Origin of the sequence: Calidifontibacillus oryziterrae, assembly GCF_000331575.1 — a bacterium.
Lineage (GTDB): Bacteria > Bacillota > Bacilli > Bacillales > Bacillaceae_J > Calidifontibacillus_A > Calidifontibacillus_A oryziterrae.
Window position 1 is genome coordinate 1,157,554 of record NZ_KB223527.1, and the last position, 20,781, is coordinate 1,178,334.

At 36.4% G+C, this 20,781-nt stretch carries 20 protein-coding genes, 1 riboswitch and 1 other annotated feature; of the genes, 8 read left to right on the forward strand and 12 right to left on the reverse strand.

Features of this window, described 5'->3' with window-relative positions; translation table 11 throughout:
• Positions 1-147 precede the first annotated feature (147 nt).
• The 4 genes from D612_RS0114315 to D612_RS0114330 form a co-directional block, all read right to left on the reverse strand.
• Positions 148-690 carry a peroxiredoxin gene (locus D612_RS0114315; RefSeq protein WP_017756173.1) on the reverse strand — a complete coding sequence of 181 codons (543 nt, stop codon included), beginning with the start codon at positions 688-690 and terminating at the stop codon, positions 148-150.
• Between the two features lie 186 nt (positions 691-876).
• A complete protein-coding gene (gene leuS, locus D612_RS0114320) occupies positions 877-3,294 on the reverse strand; it encodes a leucine--tRNA ligase (RefSeq protein ID WP_017756174.1) in 2,418 nt (805 codons plus the stop codon).
• A gap of 186 nt (positions 3,295-3,480) precedes the next feature.
• Positions 3,481-3,733, reverse strand: a binding site (T-box leader).
• A 49-nt stretch (positions 3,734-3,782) separates the two neighbouring features.
• Positions 3,783-5,018: an MDR family MFS transporter gene (locus D612_RS0114325; RefSeq protein WP_017756175.1), complete on the reverse strand. Its 1,236-nt coding sequence runs from the start codon at positions 5,016-5,018 to the stop codon at positions 3,783-3,785.
• A gap of 163 nt (positions 5,019-5,181) precedes the next feature.
• A complete protein-coding gene (locus D612_RS0114330) occupies positions 5,182-5,457 on the reverse strand; it encodes a YtzC family protein (protein WP_017756176.1) in 276 nt (91 codons plus the stop codon).
• Positions 5,458-5,668: 211 nt separating this feature from the next.
• Between D612_RS0114330 and D612_RS0114335 the strand changes: the two genes are divergently transcribed.
• Positions 5,669-6,625 (forward strand): TIGR01212 family radical SAM protein, encoded by a 957-nt coding sequence (locus D612_RS0114335; RefSeq protein WP_017756177.1) that lies wholly within the window; start codon positions 5,669-5,671, stop codon positions 6,623-6,625.
• Complete coding sequence (locus tag D612_RS0114340; RefSeq protein ID WP_017756178.1) at positions 6,622-7,203, forward strand: tRNA (mnm(5)s(2)U34)-methyltransferase; 582 nt, start codon at positions 6,622-6,624, stop codon at positions 7,201-7,203. Before D612_RS0114335 ends, D612_RS0114340 begins: the two co-directional genes overlap by 4 nt.
• A gap of 71 nt (positions 7,204-7,274) precedes the next feature.
• Here the strand turns inward: D612_RS0114340 and D612_RS0114345 are convergent, their stop codons facing one another.
• Positions 7,275-8,360, reverse strand: coding sequence for a tetraprenyl-beta-curcumene synthase family protein (locus tag D612_RS0114345; protein WP_017756179.1), 1,086 nt, complete (start codon positions 8,358-8,360; stop codon positions 7,275-7,277).
• Positions 8,361-8,367: 7 nt separating this feature from the next.
• Entirely contained in the window at positions 8,368-9,174 is an 807-nt protein-coding gene (locus D612_RS0114350) for an alpha/beta hydrolase (RefSeq protein ID WP_017756180.1), read from the reverse strand.
• A 321-nt stretch (positions 9,175-9,495) separates the two neighbouring features.
• Between D612_RS0114350 and D612_RS0114355 the strand changes: the two genes are divergently transcribed.
• Complete coding sequence (locus D612_RS0114355; protein ID WP_017756181.1) at positions 9,496-10,020, forward strand: gamma carbonic anhydrase; 525 nt, start codon at positions 9,496-9,498, stop codon at positions 10,018-10,020.
• A gap of 219 nt (positions 10,021-10,239) precedes the next feature.
• On the opposite strand, the gene D612_RS0114360 is transcribed toward D612_RS0114355, so the two are convergent.
• Entirely contained in the window at positions 10,240-10,446 is a 207-nt protein-coding gene (locus D612_RS0114360; protein WP_017756182.1) for a cold-shock protein, read from the reverse strand.
• Positions 10,447-10,816: 370 nt separating this feature from the next.
• Positions 10,817-12,013: a methionine adenosyltransferase gene (gene metK, locus D612_RS0114365; RefSeq protein WP_017756183.1), complete on the reverse strand. Its 1,197-nt coding sequence runs from the start codon at positions 12,011-12,013 to the stop codon at positions 10,817-10,819.
• A 174-nt stretch (positions 12,014-12,187) separates the two neighbouring features.
• Positions 12,188-12,348: riboswitch (SAM riboswitch) on the reverse strand.
• A gap of 242 nt (positions 12,349-12,590) precedes the next feature.
• On the opposite strand from metK, the gene pckA reads away from it, so the two are divergent.
• The 4 genes from pckA to D612_RS0114385 all read left to right on the forward strand — a co-directional run bounded on the left by pckA (position 12,591) and on the right by D612_RS0114385 (position 17,023).
• On the forward strand, positions 12,591-14,174 hold the full coding sequence (gene pckA / locus D612_RS0114370; protein WP_017756184.1) for a phosphoenolpyruvate carboxykinase (ATP): 1,584 nt from the start codon (positions 12,591-12,593) through the stop codon (positions 14,172-14,174).
• Positions 14,175-14,440: 266 nt separating this feature from the next.
• Positions 14,441-15,436, forward strand: coding sequence for an ABC transporter substrate-binding protein (locus D612_RS0114375; RefSeq protein ID WP_017756185.1), 996 nt, complete (start codon positions 14,441-14,443; stop codon positions 15,434-15,436).
• 17 nt (positions 15,437-15,453) lie between these two features.
• Complete coding sequence (locus tag D612_RS0114380) at positions 15,454-16,218, forward strand: ABC transporter ATP-binding protein (RefSeq protein ID WP_017756186.1); 765 nt, start codon at positions 15,454-15,456, stop codon at positions 16,216-16,218.
• Positions 16,211-17,023 (forward strand): ABC transporter permease, encoded by an 813-nt coding sequence (locus D612_RS0114385; RefSeq protein WP_017756187.1) that lies wholly within the window; start codon positions 16,211-16,213, stop codon positions 17,021-17,023. The genes D612_RS0114380 and D612_RS0114385 overlap by 8 nt, the downstream gene beginning before the upstream one ends.
• A 168-nt stretch (positions 17,024-17,191) precedes the next feature.
• On the opposite strand, the gene ytkD is transcribed toward D612_RS0114385, so the two are convergent.
• The 3 genes from ytkD to D612_RS0114400 form a co-directional block, all read right to left on the reverse strand.
• Positions 17,192-17,665 (reverse strand): RNA deprotection pyrophosphohydrolase, encoded by a 474-nt coding sequence (ytkD, locus tag D612_RS0114390; RefSeq protein ID WP_017756188.1) that lies wholly within the window; start codon positions 17,663-17,665, stop codon positions 17,192-17,194.
• Between the two features lie 101 nt (positions 17,666-17,766).
• Positions 17,767-18,093: a hypothetical protein gene (locus tag D612_RS0114395; protein WP_017756189.1), complete on the reverse strand. Its 327-nt coding sequence runs from the start codon at positions 18,091-18,093 to the stop codon at positions 17,767-17,769.
• Positions 18,094-18,165: 72 nt separating this feature from the next.
• The gene (locus D612_RS0114400) at positions 18,166-18,570 is read right to left on the reverse strand and encodes a phage holin family protein (RefSeq protein WP_233274999.1); all 405 of its coding nucleotides are present in this window, start codon (positions 18,568-18,570) and stop codon (positions 18,166-18,168) included.
• 260 nt (positions 18,571-18,830) lie between these two features.
• Between D612_RS0114400 and D612_RS0114405 the strand changes: the two genes are divergently transcribed.
• Positions 18,831-19,091: a DUF6154 family protein gene (locus D612_RS0114405; RefSeq protein ID WP_017756191.1), complete on the forward strand. Its 261-nt coding sequence runs from the start codon at positions 18,831-18,833 to the stop codon at positions 19,089-19,091.
• Between the two features lie 598 nt (positions 19,092-19,689).
• Here D612_RS0114405 and D612_RS0114410 read toward each other — a convergent pair.
• Positions 19,690-20,754 carry a TRAP transporter substrate-binding protein gene (locus D612_RS0114410; protein ID WP_017756192.1) on the reverse strand — a complete coding sequence of 355 codons (1,065 nt, stop codon included), beginning with the start codon at positions 20,752-20,754 and terminating at the stop codon, positions 19,690-19,692.
• Positions 20,755-20,781: the final 27 nt, after the last annotated feature.

Consider the following 20,781-nt stretch of genomic DNA (forward strand, 5'->3'; position numbering starts at 1 on the left):
TGCGCTGGACGACTACTCTCTGTGCTATAGTATTTATCCACAGGATCAAATTTTATAATTTCATAAACATAAAATAAAGAGATGTCCTGTGGAAGGACATCTCCGGATAAAATTAAAATTCAAATGTGCAAATGCCTGAATATTCGATTAAAGTGTAGCTTGTCCAGGCTTCCAGTTTGCCGGGCAAAGTCCACCAGTTTGAAGTGCTTGTAATACACGAAGAGTTTCATCTACAGAACGACCAACATTTAGGTCATTCACTACTGAATATTGAAGCTCACCCTCAGGATTAATAATGAATAATCCGCGAAGAGCAACACCTTGTTCTTCAATTAATACACCATAGTCACGAGATACTGTGTGGTTTGTATCAGCTGCTAATGGATATTTTAACTGTCCAAGACCGTTTTTCTCACGATCAGTGTTAATCCAAGCTAAGTGAGTGTGGATTGTATCAGTTGATACTCCGATTATTTCTGCATCAAGATCTTGGAATAGTTCATAAGAATCTGACATTGCAACAATTTCAGTTGGACATACAAATGTAAAATCCATTGGATAGAAGAAAAGTACTGTCCATTTGTCGTTCTTCATATTTTCCTCTAAGCTTACTTTTCCGAATTCCTTATTTGGTAAAACAGCTTCCATTTCAAATCGAGGTGCTTGTTTCCCAACCATACGTTCTGCCATATTTAAAACCCCCTAATTTTTTATTATGTAATGTTTACATATTTATTATAATAATGTCGTTTTTTATCGTCAATACTTTTTTATAATTATTATTAAAAAGTTTTTATTTTAAAATTATTAACTGAAAAATTAAAGACATAAGGCTTCTATCGAGAATAACCTTATGCCTTTGAGAAAATTGTTTTTTTAATTTGCAACAATATTTACAAGTTTACCTGGAACGACAATTACTTTACGAATAGTTTTTCCAGATAGCTCTTCTTGTACTTTTTCGTCATTTAACGCAACTTTTTCCATTTCCTCTCTAGAGAGATCTTTAGAAATATTCATCTTAGTTCGGACTTTACCGTTTAACTGGATAACAATCTCGATTTCGTCTTCAATCAACTTACTCTCATCATAGCTTGGCCATAATTCATAGCTGATGCTATGATGATGCCCAAGTTTTTCCCAAAGCTCTTCGGCAAAATGAGGGGCAATCGGTGACATTAATTTAACAAAACCTTCCATAAAAGTTTTAGGTAGTGTCTCCGCTTTGTAGGCGTCATTAATGAACACCATCATTTGTGAAATAGCTACATTAAATCGTAAGCCTTCAAAATCTTCGGTTACTTTCTTTACTGTTTGATGATAAACACGTTCTAGTGGCCGTTCATCAGCTTGTCCACTTATTTTCGGATTAAGAGCACCATCATCTGTCACAAACAAGCGCCAAATTCGATCAAGAAATCGTCTTGCCCCATCTAATCCATTTGTTGACCAAGCAATAGATGCATCTAATGGACCCATGAACATTTCATAAAGACGTAGTGTATCAGCACCATGACTATTAATGATATCATCAGGGTTCACAACGTTTCCTTTTGATTTACTCATTTTTTCATTGTTTTCACCAAGGATCATTCCCTGGTTAAATAATTTCTGGAATGGTTCTTTTGTAGGAACAACTCCAATATCGTAAAGGAATTTATGCCAGAAACGTGCGTATAATAAATGTAATACTGCATGCTCGGCCCCACCAATATATATATCGATTGGAAGCCATTGTTGCAACTTTTCAAGATCGGCAAAACGTTCACTGTTATGTGGGTCTATAAACCGTAAGAAATACCAACAGCTTCCTGCCCATTGTGGCATTGTATTTGTTTCACGGCGTCCCTTTTTACCTGTTTTGGGATCAACAACATTAACCCAATCATCAATAATTGCAAGCGGGGATTCACCTGTTCCGGACGGCCTAATATTATCCGTTTTTGGAAGTAATAATGGTAGCTCTTCTTCTGGTACAGTCGTTGTTGTTCCGTCTTCCCAATGAATAACTGGAATTGGTTCACCCCAATAACGTTGGCGACTAAATAACCAATCGCGAAGACGGTATGTAACTTTCTTCGTTCCCTTCCCATTGGTTTCAAACCATTCAATCGCTTTTCTAATCCCTTCCTCCTTATTTAATCCATCTAGGAAGTCAGAATTTATATGAATCCCATCACCTGTGAAGGCTTCTTTGTCAATATCGCCACCTGCTAATACTGCCTTAATTGGAAGATCAAAAACTTTTGCGAACTCATAATCACGCTCATCATGAGCAGGTACCGCCATAATCGCTCCTGATCCATAACCCATTAAAACATAATCAGCAATCCAAATTGGCATTTTTTCGCCATTAACAGGATTGATTGCATAAGCTCCTGTAAATACGCCTGTTTTTTCCTTTGCTAAATCTGTCCTCTCGAGATCACTTTTTGATTTAATTTTTTCTAAATAATCATATACAACGGCTTGCTGTGTTTCACTTGTAATTTTTTCAACAAGTGGATGTTCTGGAGCTAGTACAGCATAAGTGGCACCAAAAATTGTATCCGGTCTTGTCGTAAATACTTTAAACGACTCATTTGTTCCGTCTATTTTAAATGTTAGCTCTGCACCTTCGGAACGGCCAATCCAATTTCGCTGCATTTCTTTAATGCTTTCCGGCCAATCTAGCTCTTCTAAATCCTCAAGCAAGCGATCTGCATATGCCGTTATTCTTAACATCCATTGCTTCATCGGGCGACGTTCAACCGGATGACCACCGCGCTCACTTTTTCCATCAATGACTTCCTCATTTGCAAGCACTGTTCCTAAAGCAGGGCACCAGTTAACCGGAACCTCATCTACATAAGCCAATCCTTTTTCGTAAAGCTTTAAGAAAATCCATTGCGTCCATTTATAGTAGCTTGGATCAGTAGTGTTAACTTCGCGATCCCAATCGTATGAAAACCCTAGTGATTTAATTTGTCTGCGAAATGTATTAATATTTTTTTCCGTAAATTCGGCAGGATCATTGCCAGTGTCTAACGCATACTGTTCTGCTGGTAATCCAAATGCATCCCAGCCCATTGGATGCAGAACATTATATCCTTGCATTCGTTTCATTCTTGAAAGAATATCTGTTGCCGTATACCCTTCTGGATGCCCTACATGAAGGCCGGCTCCGGATGGATAAGGAAACATATCAAGCGCATAAAACTTTGGCTTATCCTTATCTTCAGATGTTTTAAACGTTTTATTATCCTCCCAAAAAGCCTGCCACTTTTTTTCAATTAATTGATGATCAAACGCCATAATATATCCTCCTTCAATTTAAGTGTATATGTTATATGTACTATTTTGAAAAGCGTATGATATAAGTCTCAGGTGTAAAAACTTTAAGTTTAACAGCTGTTCAATCCAATACAAGATTACCATTTATATATAAAATATATACCTTAATAGGGAATTACACAAAAACCTCTCGCCCCCAGCTTGATAACTTGGGACGAGAGGTTAATTTATACTTCCCGCGGTACCACCCACATTAGTCCAATTTTATAATCTAGAAATTAAAAGATTATAAAATAAACACTCGCTTGTCATCCCTTAACGCGGGCAATACGGCAAATATTACTTAAGTTCATAATTGCAACTTAAAGGCGAGTTCATAATAAAATGCTTATTGACTTGCACCACCCGTCAACTCTCTTAAAGCACTTTTACTATTACTATTCCTCATCAAAGTTGTTCTATATTATATAGTCAGTATTTTATGAAATTTTTTGGTTCGTTGTCAAGACCTAGAGAACTTTATAGTTGTTACCAGTTGATTTCGTTTGACTATTATTATCTATTACATTCAATAAATCTGAGGCTTTTAACGTTTTATCGTAAAACAAAGTTGCTATTGCTGCTATTATATAGAAAAAAATGATTACATAAAAAAGTGATTCAATATTAAAATGGTCGACAATAACTCCCCCAAGTAAAGGTCCGATCATCCTTCCACCAGTAGCCGTACTGTTTACAATCCCTTGGTAAAAGCCCGCCTTTCCACTTGGCGCCAAATCATTTGCAATTGTTGGAATAGCCGGCCATGCCAACATTTCACCAATCGTTAAAACTATCATTGCTACTAAAAATCCAGTGAAAGATACTGCATTTCCAACAATTAGAAATGATAATATAAAGATACCAATTCCAATTAGTATTTGAACTTTTAGAGCACGATTAAAATGATGGATGATAAATGAAACTATCGGTTGCCCTAATACAATTAATGCGCCGTTAATAGTCCATAATAAACTATATTGTTTAAGTGATACATTTAACTGCTGCGTATAGATTGAAATCGTTGATTGCCACTGAACATAACCAATCCAACATAAAAAATAACCTATACATAATACCATTAAGGCCATAAATTTAGCTTTATTTTTTATTTGTATCGTTGGTTTAACGACTTCTATATCTTTCATTTTATGAATTTCAGTTTCTATAGATTTATATGTCAGTAATGCAATTACTAAAAATAGTACTAACATCAGTGCATTCACTGTAAAAACTAACGAAAATTTGAAAGAGGCAACAAATCCGCCGATCGCTGCTCCCAAAGCAACTCCAAAATTTGTTGCTACATAAATCGCATTAAACGGTTTTCTACCACCTGAAGGCCAGACAGCCCCAGCCATTGCATACATGCCAGGAAACACTACCGCAGATCCAAATCCGATTATAATGATGAAAATTACATAATACGTAAAGCTATGGAAAAATATAAGTAACGTCACGGCTACTAGCGTGACGATAATCCCTGAGATAATTGACTTATAACCACCAATTCGATCAAATAAAAATCCACCAACAAGATTCCCAATAACCCCTGCAGCGGCATTTAACATTAAAATTAGCCCTGATACTGATAGCGACTTCCCTAAATGGTCAACAATGTATATAGTGTTTAAAGGCCATAATAAAGAAGCACCTGTCATGTTAATGACCATTCCGATAATTAATAGCCATAAAGACTTAGGCACTTTACTCACTTCCTAATATAATATTCGTTTATACGTATTTATTCATTTTATTTGGTTGCTCGACATTGTTCAAGACGAATATTAATATTCAGAAATAATAATTTTTATTAAAAAAGGAGATATCCCAGTTTTACTAGAATATCACCCCGGCTGTTTTGGAACTTTACATTATTAAGTTATTTTGGTCGAGAATCAAATCATTTTGAATACGGTCAATTTTTAGCTGCATCCGATATAACCGTTCTTTCTGTTGCTTATCTGAACTAAGCATTAGCTGCTGAAGGTCATTATACGTTTCATTAAGCAATCTTTGCGCATCGGTATACTCAGTTGTATTATAGCTTTCTTGTTTATTTGCAGTTTCTAATTGCTCTAAGGCATATTTACATACTTCCTCAGCTCTATGGATAAATTGGTCAACAGATACACGTGTTGCCATTCGTTATCCTCCTTTTTCTTTTTTTGTTAGGCTCAAGTTTATTTTGTACATTTACTACAATAGTTATTTAAAACGGAATATACCTTAAATTGGTAGAATTACTATTTTATATTTTGCTCCATTTCATTTGGTTGTTCTATTTCAAAAATGCTACAATGACTAAAGCTACGATATAGCAAGGACCATATTTTTTTTAAAGGTGAGAATTTCAATGATGAATCCGTTCCCTTATGCTTCTGATCAAAAACGTTACCATACTTGGAATTACCATTTACGACAAACTTTCGGATATAAAGTTTTTAAAGTTGCTCTCGATGGCGGGTTCGATTGCCCTAATCGAGATGGTCGTGTTGCATATGGCGGTTGTACATTTTGCAGCGCCTCTGGATCAGGAGATTTTGCCGGAAAGCGCGGCGATGATTTAGTAAAACAATTTAATGAAATTAGGGGAAAAATGCACCAAAAATGGCGAGATGCTAAATATATCGGTTATTTCCAAGCATTTTCTAATACGTATGCACCAGTTTCTGAATTACGTGAGAAGTTCGAAATCATTTTAAAGCAACCAGATGTAGTTGGTTTATCAATTGCCACACGACCTGATTGTTTACCTGATGATGTAGTTGACTATTTAGTAGAATTAAATGAGCGAACTTATTTATGGGTTGAGTTAGGATTACAAACCGTTCATGAGCAAACAGCTTCACTAATTAACCGTGCCCATGATTATGAATGCTATGTTAGCGGAGTTGAAAAGCTGCGCAAACATAATATAAAGATATGCTCGCATATCATTAATGGACTACCCCAAGAAACGCCAGAAATGATGTTTGAAACAGCTAAAGCGGTTAGTAAATTAAATATTCAAGGAATTAAGATCCACCTACTTCATTTATTAAAAGGAACGGCAATGGTAAAGCAATATGAGAAAGGGCTTTTACAATTCCTTTCATTTGAACAATATGTCCAGCTTGTTTGTGACCAATTAGAGATTTTACCAGCTGAAATAGTTATTCACCGTATTACTGGTGATGGACCGCCAGATTTACTCGTTGGCCCTATGTGGAGTTTGCGGAAGTGGGAAGTTTTAAATGCTATTGACGATGAATTACGAAGACGGGATAGCTGGCAAGGGAAATTTGCAAGCAAAGAAGGTAAAGAGGGATGACAACTTTAAAGCGAGTTCTTCCATTTGCACACTACTTATTAGCTGAAGTTGTAACCGAAGGGGATATTGCTATTGACGCAACAGTTGGCAATGGGAATGATACTACAATTCTTGCTCAATTAGTCGGAGATTCAGGAAAAGTATATGGCTTCGATATTCAAGAGCAAGCAATTCAAAATACAAAAAGACGTTTAGAGAACGGGGGGCTTTCAAATCGTGTCGAACTTTTTCAAACGAGCCATGCCAGCATTGAACAGCTCATTCCAAATGAGTATTTTGGTAAAATAAAAGCTGCTATTTTTAACCTAGGCTACCTACCCGGCGGCGATAAGAATATTGTAACAACCCCAAGCTCTACGATCGATGCGATACAACAATTATTAGCTATAATGGCAGCAGGGGGATTGATCATTTTAGTTGTTTACCATGGCCATCCAGAAGGCCAGCTAGAGCGCGACCAGCTTTTACAATATGTAACTGCGCTTGACCAAAAAAAAGCACACGTATTACAATATCAGTTCCTAAATCAAATCAACCACGCACCATTTATTATCGCTATCGAAAAACAACAATTGTAAAATTTTCCCGGGGTCAGGAACCTGGGTGGTACCCTCTGTGGACACCTCTATGGCACCTGCCCTGGCACCACTTAAACAATTGGATTAATTTCTAACTTTTTACGTAACAGCTTCCGATACCACCGGCCATTTAAATAAAAAAACAATGCTTCTTTTCCACCATTTTTTAATATTTTTCGCTTTATATTTCTTAGTGAACCTTGACTGCTTGCTTTTTGATCTGATAAATAAACACCTAACAGCCCCCGATTAATAAGGCGATGAAATTCTTCATCCGGTAAACCTTCTACATGCTTGTCTGCTTGTTTTAAAAAGTGCACCATTCGTTCTGTCATAACATGGTTACTTGGATAATAAGTGCAAAAATTCAAGTCACCGCCAACTTGGTCCTCCTCCTGATCAATAAAATAATCCAACAATATATGTAATCCTTGCACATAAGGAAAAAGTCCATTTTTAAGCTGCAAAATTTGTTGATCTGTTAGGTGATAGCTGAATGCATAGGAAACTAGGCAAAATATTCCTAATGTAGACCCTGTACAAGCTGAAAACTCGTACCATGTCATATAAGGCAACTGGTCTCGATATTGTGAAAACCATTTAGTTAAGTGTGGTATTCGTTCCTCATAAGCAATATGCTTATAAACCTGTAAATCACAATAGTAAGAAGCAAGCTCATGCAAGTATGGCGCAATCCGCTCATAGTTATCGAGCCTATCTAAAATTCCCTGACATGTTTTAACTAATGCTTCCAAATAGCCACCATCATCTTGCTCTTCACGAAACCGATAATAATTTGCCGTTCCCGCTCCTGGTGTTAATGCATGTAACATTGATTCGTGTAGTGCTCGAAAATCTAGTGGATCTAACGACGTACTTCGATCACATAAATTATCTAAATAGTCACTAATCGTTTGATAAGCTACTATAAAACGAACGCTTTCATTCATTGATTCCTTTGCCAGAATGGAATAAACAGCACCACCCTCACAGTGGAATGTTTTTGTTTCAATACTTGCTAGAGCTTGTCTACGTAATTCTAGATTCGGTACTTCTGAGGCTCGCTGTTTCCATTCACCTAAAAACGTATGAACAACTGGAAAAACATGCTTATATAAGCTTTTTAATAATGAAACTGGATCCTTTGGTGCCGTCAAACGAAATTCACCCCATCTTATTGAAAAACGATTGATTATTTAACTGTAGATCAATAAATCCTTTCGCAAATTCAAACACTTGCTCACGCTCAGGCTCGTTAAATATTTCATGATAGAGCTGATGCCACTCTTTATAATATTTTTCACTTACCTTTAGCTTATCAAACCATTCTTTTACAGCTGTTTTATCAACAATTTTATCTTCACCACCCTGCATTACCAAAATAGGCAGGTCTGGCACCTTATCCAGATTTTGGTGGGCTAACTTAATTGCTTTTACAAGTTCACGATACCAACGGATCGAAACCTTCGTCACAAATAACGAATCGTTTTCATCGAGCTCTAAAACCTCTTTATTTCTTGTTGCTAAATTTGGTTCAAGATCATAGCCTACAAGATATGTTGGGACAACAAAATTTAAAGCTTTAGATAACCATTCAATACTAATCGGTTGAGGTTCAGCAAACCCAAAACATGGTGACGACAAAAGAACCGCAGAAATCGGTAACGGTTTTTCTTGGAGTGCACGAATAATTGCTAAGCCCCCCATGCTATGACCTAATAAAAAAATTGGTAAGTTATAGCCTTTTGCCTCATCCACCAACTCAGAAATAGCATCTATATATACATCAAATGAATCGATATGGCCCCTGCGTCTACTTGATGTTCCTTGACCTGGCAAATCACCGAGAACAACATTTAAATGAACGCTCCGCCACATTTCAGTTAACCATTTATAGCGGCCCTGATGCTCAAATGCACCATGCACGATAACAATAACAGCTCGAGGATTTTCTACTTCCCATTTCCACATGAAAAGTCCCCCTTCTACAAGCAATCAAATTTTAGTTAATTTTATATTATATGCAAATACTGGTATTTCTATTTAATTTTCTAAAAATTACATGTTACAATAATTTTATGTTTTCACCTAAACCTATTCAAGGAAAACGAATTCTACTATGTAAATTTCAGATGTGCTAAAGTACACTGTAGATTTTTATAATAGGGAACAAACATATTTTTCAGCTCAAAAATTTTATGGCAAATGATAATGCTAGTACTATTCAGCATGGAACTTTTATCCATAGTCATTTTAGGGTAGAGCTATATTTTAAGAACGGAGGATACTTTTATGATTTATGAATTCAAAGGAAAATATCCCAAAATTGCGGAAAGTGCTTTTATAGCAGATTATGTCACGATTACAGGAGATGTAACAATTGGTGAATTGACAAATATTTGGCCTAATACATCGATTCGAGGCGACGTCGCTCCCACAATAATTGGCAACCGGGTCAGCATCCAAGACAACTCAGTTTTACATCAAAGTCCAAACAATCCACTTATGATTGAGGACGAAGTAACCGTAGGTCATATGGTTATTTTACATAGTTGTGTTATTCGTAAAGGCGCTCTTATTGGAATGGGGTCGACAATCCTTGATCAAGCAGAGATAGGTGAAGGAGCTTTTATTGGGGCAGGTAGCTTAGTGCCACAAGGAAAGAAAATACCCCCTAATACGTTAGCCTTCGGCCGTCCTGCCAAGGTTATTCGCGAGTTAACAGAAGAAGATATTAAGGATATGGAAAGAATTCGACGCGAATATGTTGAAAAAGGACAATTTTATAAAAACCTTCAAACTGAACAAGATAGTTAAAATTTTTAAAAGCTACAATACATTGAAAAATTACATTGAAAAAAAGTGGCACAGATTTTATTTTGTGCCACGTTTCACTTATTTCCTTACTACAGCCTATCATATCAAAACTTAAAACAGTTTCGGACATTATCCGGCCATGACGAAAAATATTTAATTATTGTTAATATAGCTTGTGGGTGTTGATGGACATCAGGTTTTATTCAATAAATTTCAATTCTATTTAAGATGATGTCTACTATGATTTTCTACGACAGGCAATACCTTTGTACTCGGGTTCATCGGGCTATCACATAATGGGCAAGTCGGAACATCACTGCTTTTAAAATTATCTCGAACCCAGCAAATACAATCCTCTGATGTACACTCCCATATTTTAGTCTCCTCAGTAACTACCTCTTCCACATTTCTTCTACCAAAAGCCATTGTACACACCCTCCATCGTTTTTATAACAAAAAAACTTATTATAAGCAAATAACAAAAGAAATTGTTAAATCCAAATAATAAGTGGACGAAAATATTTAAATTTTTAATCCTTTATTATATTATAACCTATAAAAGTTTTTTATACCAATTTTCAAAAATATTTCTACTTTTTCCCTTACTGGAATGTGAGAAGGTGAAAACATTGCAATAGAAGCTATTCCTTTTCCGGTACGATGACTTGAACATTTAAAAAATTAAGTAATTAGATTCTAGCGTTAGAGTTAGAGTCCTTAACTAGAAAAGGATGGGGCTGTCTAAAAAGTCATAATGAATGACTTATCGGACAGCCCTATCCCTAAATTTTATTATCTATGCTTGCTGCTTTAAAGCCTCTGCCTTATCTGTCTTTTCCCAAGGAACGTCAATGTCAGTTCGTCCAAAATGACCATATGCCGCCGTTTGCTTGTATATCGGACGGCGTAAATCTAACATTTTTATAATTCCGGCAGGACGCAAATCAAAATTAGCACGAATTAATTCGACTAGCTTTTCCTCTGATGCTTTGCCCGTTCCAAACGTATCGACTGAAATCGATACAGGATGAGCTACACCAATGGCATAAGCGATCTGCACTTCACACTTATCTGCCAAGCCTGCAGCAACAATATTTTTTGCTACATACCGAGCAGCATACGCGGCGGAACGATCAACCTTAGTTGGATCTTTGCCAGAGAATGCGCCGCCGCCATGACGGGCGTAACCGCCGTACGTATCTACTATAATTTTTCGTCCTGTTAAACCAGCATCTCCTTGAGGTCCACCAATTACAAATCGACCGGTTGGATTGATAAAATATTTTGTATCCTCATCAATTAATTCTTTAGGTACAATCGGATTAATTACATGTTTTTTAATATCTGTTTGAATTTGTTGTAATGAAATTTCAGGGTTATGCTGAGTCGAAACAACAATCGCATCAATTCGTACCGGAACATCATTTTCGTCATATTCTACAGTAACTTGGGTTTTTCCGTCCGGCCTTAAATAAGAAAGAATATCCTGTTTCCGAACCTCTGACAAGCGCCGAGAAAGCTTATGCGCTAATGAGATTGGCAGTGGCATTAATTCAGGAGTTTCATTACAAGCAAAGCCGAACATTAACCCTTGATCGCCAGCCCCAATCGCATCAATTTCTTCGTCAGTCATTTTCCCTTCACGAGCCTCTAATGCCTTATCAACCCCCATTGCAATATCTGGTGATTGCTCATCTATCGCTGTTAGAACTGCACATGTTTCGGCATCGAAGCCATACTTGGCCCGATTATATCCAATTCCATTAACAGTCTCACGGACTAATTTAGGAATATCCACATATGTAGAAGTCGTTATTTCACCCGCAACTAGTACTAGTCCCGTTGTTACAGAAGTTTCTGCCGCCACACGGGCATTTGGATCATTTGCCAAAATGGCATCTAAAATAGCATCTGAAATTTGATCACACATCTTATCAGGATGGCCTTCCGTAACTGACTCTGAAGTAAATAAGCGACGGTTTCTTTTTGTCATAAAATTTCGTACCTCCTTAAAAAATTTAATTAACGGTACTCATTTCCCTTTTATAGTTGGTTACTTCATAACTACTATCTAAGGTATCCACTTTTGTTGAAAAAACACAAAAAATAACATAAAAAAACCTTCCCTACTTTTAATGAGGAAAGGTTTTGAATACTTAGCCTTTCACTCTTATCGATCAAGGCATTATGCCTTGCAACAGGTTAAGCACCTTGTCACTAAATAAAATGTTCAAAATAAAACAACTTATGTATTTTTTGAATCATTTATTAGTGTCGGTTGCCGGGTTTCTTTGGGCCTGTCCCCCCTCCACCAACTCGGGATAAGAGAGTATCCGTTTCGACCTATAATATCGTAATAAATCAAACCCTGTCAATAAAAACTTAAATTACAACACAACCTTGTTGTTTACGCTATTTTTTGACAGCTTTGTTTTTTGAGGATGTGATAAAAATCACATTCTTTTCGAAAGAAATGATAATTAGTATAGACTAATTGTTTAATTATGTTATACTAATCATCAGAATGTATGTATAAACAGACTATATTAGCGTAAAGGAAGGTTTTGTCCATGAAATCAGTTGGTAGTCCAATCGAATTAACAGATTTGATCAACGGTAGCAATGTTCGTCATAATCTCTCTGTACCTCAATTAGTAGAAAAATCTTTAGCAAGAGGCGAAGGAGTTTTAACCTCTACAGGTGCCATTCGTGCAACGACTGGTAAATATACAGGTCGTTCACCTAAGGATAAATATATAGTTGAAGAACCATCTACAATAGATAAAATTGATTGGGGTTCAGTTAATCAACCAATTTCAGCTGAAATATTTGATTCATTGTATAAAAAAGTAATTAACTATTTACAAACAAAAGATGAAATCTATCGCTTACAAGCTTATGCAGGTGCAGATAAGAAGTATCGTTTGCCAATTCAAGTTATAAACGAATACGCATGGCACAATTTATTTGCTCGCCAACTATTTATTCGTGCGAATGAAGAGGAATTAAATTCACATAACCCAGAATTCACCGTACTTGTCGCACCAAACTTCAAAGCAGATCCTGCTATTGATGGAACAGCATCTGAAACATTTATCATTGTTTCATTTGAACGCAAGACTGTTATTATTGGTGGTACTGAATACGCTGGGGAAATTAAAAAATCAATTTTCTCAATTATGAACTATTTATTACCACAGCAAGGTATTTTCCCAATGCATTGTTCAGCAAATGTAGGCCAGGAGGGTGATGTCGCTTTATTCTTTGGCCTTTCTGGAACAGGGAAAACAACATTATCCGCTGATGCAAACCGTCGCTTAATTGGTGATGATGAACATGGTTGGTCTAATAACGGAGTATTCAATATTGAGGGTGGCTGTTACGCAAAATGTATTAACCTTTCTCAAGAGAAAGAACCTCAAATTTGGGATGCAATCCGTTTTGGATCTGTTTTAGAGAATGTAGTAGTTGATGAAGATAGTAGAGTAGCAGACTACGATGATGCGTCATTAACTGAAAATACTCGTGCAGCTTATCCAATTCAAGCTGTTGATAATATTGTTGACCCTAGTATTGCAGGTCACCCGAATACTATTATTTTCTTAACTGCTGATGCTTACGGGGTATTACCACCTGTTAGCCGTTTAACAAAAGAACAAGCAATGTATCATTTCCTAAGTGGCTACACTAGTAAATTAGCTGGTACAGAGCGTGGTATTACAGAACCACAAGCAGCTTTTTCAACATGCTTCGGTTCACCATTCTTACCGCTTCCTGCAAGTGTATATGCTGAAATGCTAGGTCAAAAAATTGACCAATATAACGCTAAAGTTTATCTTGTTAATACAGGTTGGACTGGCGGAGAGTATGGCGTCGGTAAACGTATGAACCTTTCTTATACAAGAGCAATGGTACGCGCAGCTCTTGAAGGAGAACTAGATAACGTTGAAACGGTTCAAGATCCAATCTTTGGCTTACCTATCCCATTACACTGCCCAGGAGTTCCTGATGAAGTACTCCAACCACGTAAAACTTGGGCAAATGAAGAATCATATGAAAAGAAAGCTAAAGAATTAGCAGAACAATTCAAAGAAAACTTCAAAAAGTTTGCAAACGTGTCAGACGCAATTAAAAATGCAGGTCCATTAGTATAATAATTTAATCCCAAAAAAGCCATGGTAATCCGGAAACCGGATCACCATGGCTTTTTACATTTTTTGCCGGGGTCATTTTTACATTTTTTGCCGGGGTCAGGAACCTCTATGGACACCTCTATGGCACCCACCCTGGACACCTCTATGGCACCCACCCCGAGACGTTCCAGAAACCCTAAAATGAATCCTGAAAATAGGCATACACACATTTTGAGTTTGCGACATATTGTATGTTAGATTCACATTTCCAAGGAGGGAACATCATTATGAAATTGCGTCAGTATCTCATTGTGATTGTATCGCTAGTTTTGGCGTTTGCATTAACTGCTTGTTCTACAGAAAATGAAACACAAAAAATCAGGGTTACTGAAGTAACTCGTTCAATCTTTTACGCTCCATTATACGCCGGATTAGAAAAGGGATTTTTTAAAGAAGAAGGGTTGGATATTACCCTTACAACTGCCTGGGGCGGGGACAAAACAATGACCGCTCTTCTCACAGATGGTGCTCATATTGCCCTCGTAGGATCTGAAACATCGATTTATGTTCATGCACAAGGGGCAAATGATCCGGTCATTAACTTTGCACAATTAACACAAACTGATGGCACATTTTTAGTGTCACGTGAAAAGATAGATGACTTTTCATGGGAGCAATTGAAAGGAACAACCTTCCTCGGCCAACGTAAAGGTGGAATGCCGCAAATGGTTGGTGAGTTTGTATTGAAGAAGCATGGTATTAACCCACATCAGGATATGGAACTGATTCAAAATGTTGACTTTGCAAATATTCCTAACGCCTTTGCATCTGGTACAGGAGATTATGTTCAGTTATTTGAACCCCAAGCAAGTATCTTTGAAATGGAGGGCAAAGGCCATATTATCGCATCGTTCGGTGTCGAGTCAGGCCATGTACCTTACACAACGTTCATGGCAAAAAATAGCTACATGAATGAAAATCCAGAAATTATAGAAAAGTTTACAAGAGCAATTTATAAAGCACAAATGTGGATACAAACAGCAAGTGCACAAGAAGTTGCTGAAGCCATTCAACCCTATTTCGAAGATACCTCTCTAGAATTAATCGCAACCGTTATTGATCGTTATAAAAGCCAAGGTTCGTTTGCAACGGATCCAATCCTTGATGTTGAAGAGTGGAACAATTTACAGGATATCATGGATGAAGCCGGTGAATTACCTACACGTATCGACCATGCAACACTTGTAAACACCGAAATTGCTGAAAAAGTTAAAGCGGAGTAGGAGGGAGGCTTTCCCTAATGAGCTTTTTAGAAATTAACAATATTCATCACACATACTTTACACCTAAAACTGCTACAACTGCATTAAAGAATATATCCATTTCAATTGAGGAAGGAGAATTTGTATCCTTCCTCGGCCCAAGCGGCTGCGGAAAAACGACGTTACTATCCATAGTTGCCGGATTATTACAACCTTCTTCAGGCACAATTATAGTAGATGGCATTCAAGTTCGTCAGCAGCAAACAATGATGGGTTATATGCTCCAGCAAGACTACCTTTTCCCCTGGAAGACAATTGAAGAGAATATTATGCTAGGCCTAAAAATAATGAAAAGGGATTCTGAAAAGAACCGCATACGAAGCCTTAAACTCCTAAAAGAAATGAATTTAGATCATATCGAGAAACAATTTCCTAGCCAATTATCTGGCGGGATGCGACAGCGCGTTGCCTTAGTTCGCACACTATCTACAAATCCTAAAATACTGCTTCTAGATGAGCCATTTTCCGCCCTAGATTATCAAACAAAATTAAAGCTTGAAGACCTAGTCTCACAAACGTTAGAGGAATATAAGAAGACAGCCCTGTTAGTAACCCATGACATCGGTGAGGCAATTGCCATGAGTGACCGAATTTTTTTATTAAAAGCGAATCCAGGCGAGATCGTACAATCATTTGAAGTACCAGCTGAACTAAGAAAATTGTTGCCATTTTCCGCAAGACAGCACCCAAAATTCTCAGAGCTGTTCCAGCAAATATGGAAGGAGTTGAACAATCTTGAGTGAAAAACAACTCCATAAAGATCTCCTTCATCAAAACTATATCAATAGCCTAAAAAAGGAAAAGCGTTGGACGCGATTTTGGCAGCTTCTCATCTTCATAACATTTTTCTGCCTTTGGGAAATAGCAAGCCAAAACCAATGGGTAGATCCTTTAATTTTCAGTTCACCTTCAAAGATTTGGAGTTTATTTGTAGAAAAAATTAGCGACGGGAGTCTGCTGGAAAATTTGCAGGTCACCTTATTTGAGACAATATTAGGATTTATAGTAGGGACAATTATGGGGACTATGCTAGCTGCATTATTATGGTGGTCTCCTAAGCTTTCTAGAATACTAGATCCTTACCTTGTTGTATTAAACGCAATGCCTAAAGTTGCATTAGGACCGATTTTAATTGTTGCATTAGGACCGGGCTATGTTTCGATAATAGCAATGGGGGCGATTATTTCCGTCATTATTACAACAATTGTTGTATATACCTCCTTCAAAGAAATTGATAGCAATTATATAAAAGTCATGCAAACTTTCGGAGCAACGAGGACACAGACCTTTTACCACGTTGTCTTACCCGCTTCATTTCCAACAATTATTTCAACCTTAAAGGTTAATGTTGGTCTCTCCTGGGTTGGTATTATTGTCGGTGAATTTCTCGTCTCTGCAAAAGGACTTGGATATTTAATTATATATGGTTTTCAAGTTTTCAACTTTACGTTAGTCCTGATGAGTCTTTTGCTCATTGCGTTTTGTGCTACCGTCATGTATCAGCTCGTTGAATGGCTAGAAGCGAAATTAATAAAAAATAAAGTGTAATATATTATATAGCTAAAGGGTTCGATAACCATTACTAAAAATCGTCTTTTTCAGACAGCGAATCCGTACTCTTTTAGAATCCCTTCACCGAATCGGGATCTCCATGCCAAAATGCTATTAAAAAACGGGATGTCCTACAAAAAATGTCAATACTTAACGAGACATAATCTACAGGACATCCCCTTTCCCTATTTTTTTTATACTCTCTGTTAACACTTTATCCTTCATCATAAAACTATATTTCTCATTCGTTTGGATATTTTCAGGTAATTCTGTTAATAATATCGGACCATCAGTTTCAAAATAACTTTCTTTTTTTTGAATCTTTTCAATATCAGCAAAGTAAATATTTTTAATAATAGTCTCTGCTTTACCGCTTACTTCATACTGCCCTACATATTTTAAAGCTCTTATAGACGCTCCTGTTTCCTCCATTACCTCTCGATATGCTGCCTGTTCGGGAGTTTCTCCCTCTTCCACTTTTCCACCTGGAAATTCAATTCCCCGTCTTTTGTGGATCGTTAACAACCATTTCCCATCATATTTGCAAATTACCCAAACATGCTTTGGTGATTGTGAAAACGGCTGAAAAGCAAATGAAAGCCTAACCGTGTTTTGGTAATAGTCCTGAAAAGTTATCATTATAAAAACTCCGTCCACAAGTAAAATAGAATCTTATTGATCTTAACATGATGTCATTTCAATTAGCAAAAAAAACCGTTAAAAATCTAATTTTGCACATTCTACATAGAATAATTTGGGTCGTCAATAACCCCCATCGTTTCTATATGTCGTTTCGTTTCTGGCTTACCTAACTCATATAATTTCTTATATACTTTATATAGCCCTTCGTCGATCATATCATTTTCTTTATCGTAATGGTATTGTACGTATGGAACATGAGCACGGAAAAATCCCATCCAATCAGCAGCATACATCTCATCAAAAAGCTCGCGTAACTGTCTAATTTCTGTTTCATTTGCTTCAATTTCTAATTCAAACGGTGAGGACGTCTTACTTCTCGAAATTTCCCTTGATCCCACAGATATATAATATGTTTCTTTTCCCATCAGAAATCGCCCCTCAAAATAGCATTTTATTTTACTTTTTCCTACTTTACAGGTTAAATATTCATAATAGGGTTACTTTGCTTTATTACGAAACACACTTACTGCTTTTTTTAAAATGTTTGGTATAGGTATTCCAACACGACCGGCATTTTCTATGATCGAAATTATTTCATTTACAATATAAAAATAAATGGTTGCATCACGGATCAAATGATTTCCATCAACTAACTGATCAATAATATGTGCGACAGCCACTAATGAAAAAATCATAAGCTTTTTTGCAATCCCTTTGAAGCCGACTCGACTGGATAGTTCTCCCGCAATTCCAGATGCGATTAAACCTGTAATATAGTCAATTATGACAAGAAAAATTAATACGGTAAATAATCGATCAAAACCACCAAATAACTGTGTAATAATAGAACCTGAAGCGGCCAAAGTCAACTTTACAGTTTCTTGAGATACGATTTCGTGCACCTCCCAACACTTATTTGACTGAAGAATGTTTCATGCGAAAATTCCATAAAACTTTGAACCTGCTACATTGTATTCAGAAAGGATCCTTTTGCTTGAGTAAATGATCAATGGTAATCAAAGATAATTGTAAATACAGATGCAAATTATATAATTTTTATCCCTTAGGAAATAGATGGAATATAACCAAACTCTTAAAAATATGCATCTTTTTAAGAGGAAACGGAAACCTAAAAATACTTAAGGCTATGGGGTGATAAATATTGAAATTAATAGATGATTTATATAAAATGTACAGCCATATACTTACTGGGGACGAAGAAGATGCGGACATTATTGTTTTTTCCGTATTAGAATCATTAAATCGTAAAGATATTTTAAAATTAATTGAAGAAATGTCTGAACAAGAGTTATTTAGTATGGTTGGAGTTTACATGATTGAAAAATTTAAAAGTAAAATGGCGCAGGATGGTATTGGCCAAACACAGATGCTTTCAGAGGACGAAATAAAAAACCTTCACTAATTTTAAAAAAGGGGAACCATAAAGCCATAAACAATCGAACTAGACGAAAGTACAGTCCTTATTATAGGAATATTTATTCATTTTACAGAAATATTACGATCCTATTTCATTTATTGAAGATTTATTGTATAATTTGGATATATTCAATTTGTAATCAATTTTGATTAATAAATATTTTTCTCCCTATGTTAGCGCATGTGAGTACATGCGTATTTTTTATTGCATGCTTGTCTCGATACACAAATATTTTGCATTGTAACACTCCTCTTGCATATAAAATATACCGATAACGGTATAGAGTGCCTCGATAAACAATCTGTCAATTCTTTTTCATGAACAAATGCGCAAGCGCCCTGCTTAGCGACATATAAACTAAGAGCGCATCAACTGAGACAGAGGAAACACGTCGAGTGACGAGTCGATGTTGACTTATCGCAAAAGAGATGAGCGAAGTTTACTAGTCGCTGGGCGCTTGCGCTGGACGACTACACTCTTTGCTATAGTATTTATCCACAGGATCAAATTTTATAATTTTCTACAGAATAAAAAAGGCCAATTGCTGGCCCAAGTATTATTATATTTACTGTGTGTATTTAATTTATTTCCCTATGTGTGTTTTAGCGCTAAGCTCCAAAATTTCCGTTAACCATTTATCTCCATATTTAATTGCATGCTCTTTATACATTGGTTCAAAAAAATCAATCCACTTTTTTCTCTCTTCCTCTGTTAATTCGTGTATTTGAATATCAGAGCCATTTCGAATAGCACGTAATTGCTGTTCGTTAATTTCTACATTATGCTCAAATAGCCAATCTGTTGTTTCATCCATAGCTACTATTATTGCTTCTTGAATATCCTTCGATAAGCTATCCCAAAAGGCTTGGTTTATTAATACAGCATAGCCCAAATAGCCGTGATTACTAAGTGTCATGTATTCTTGAACTGTATAAAATCGTTTGGAATAAATATTTGAAATTGTATTTTCCCCACCATCAATGTACCGTGTTTCAAAGTTACGATACACTTGATTAAATGGCATAACATTTGTTCTTGCTCCTAGCATTCGAAATTGTTCTTCAAGTCCTTTACTCGGCATGATACGAAAGCGTAATCCCCGAAAATCCACGGGTTCAATAAGCGGGCCCTTATTGCTCGTCATTTGTTTAAAACCATTTGGCCAAAAAGCAAGCCCCTTCACATCACGGTTCTTTATCTCTCCAAGTAATTTCTTGCCTATTTCCCCGTTTAAAACTTTTTCAACATGATCATCATCCTTGAACAAAAACGGTAAGTCTAACACCAACCATTCGGTTTCATATGGTGTTATATTTGAAAAGGATGGTGCAATCATTTCAACCTCTCCTCGTATCAAAGCTTGGAGTTCATCGCTATCAGAGTATAACTCCCCATTTGGAAAAACCTCAACTTTCACTTTTCCTTCCGTTTTTTCCTGTACTAGGTTTGAAAACTTTTGTGCGGCTAAACCCTTAGGCGTGTTTTCGGCAACAACATGGCTAAAATTAATGACAATTTGTTCATTAAGCCCTTCCTGTTCATCATCATAAGTGCTAGTAATAGACTCTTCCCCAATACCAATACCTTTAAAAACTATGAAAATAAAACATACTATTATAACAATACTTGTTACAATAAAAGATTTCATATTATTCACCATTTTATTAATATTTAT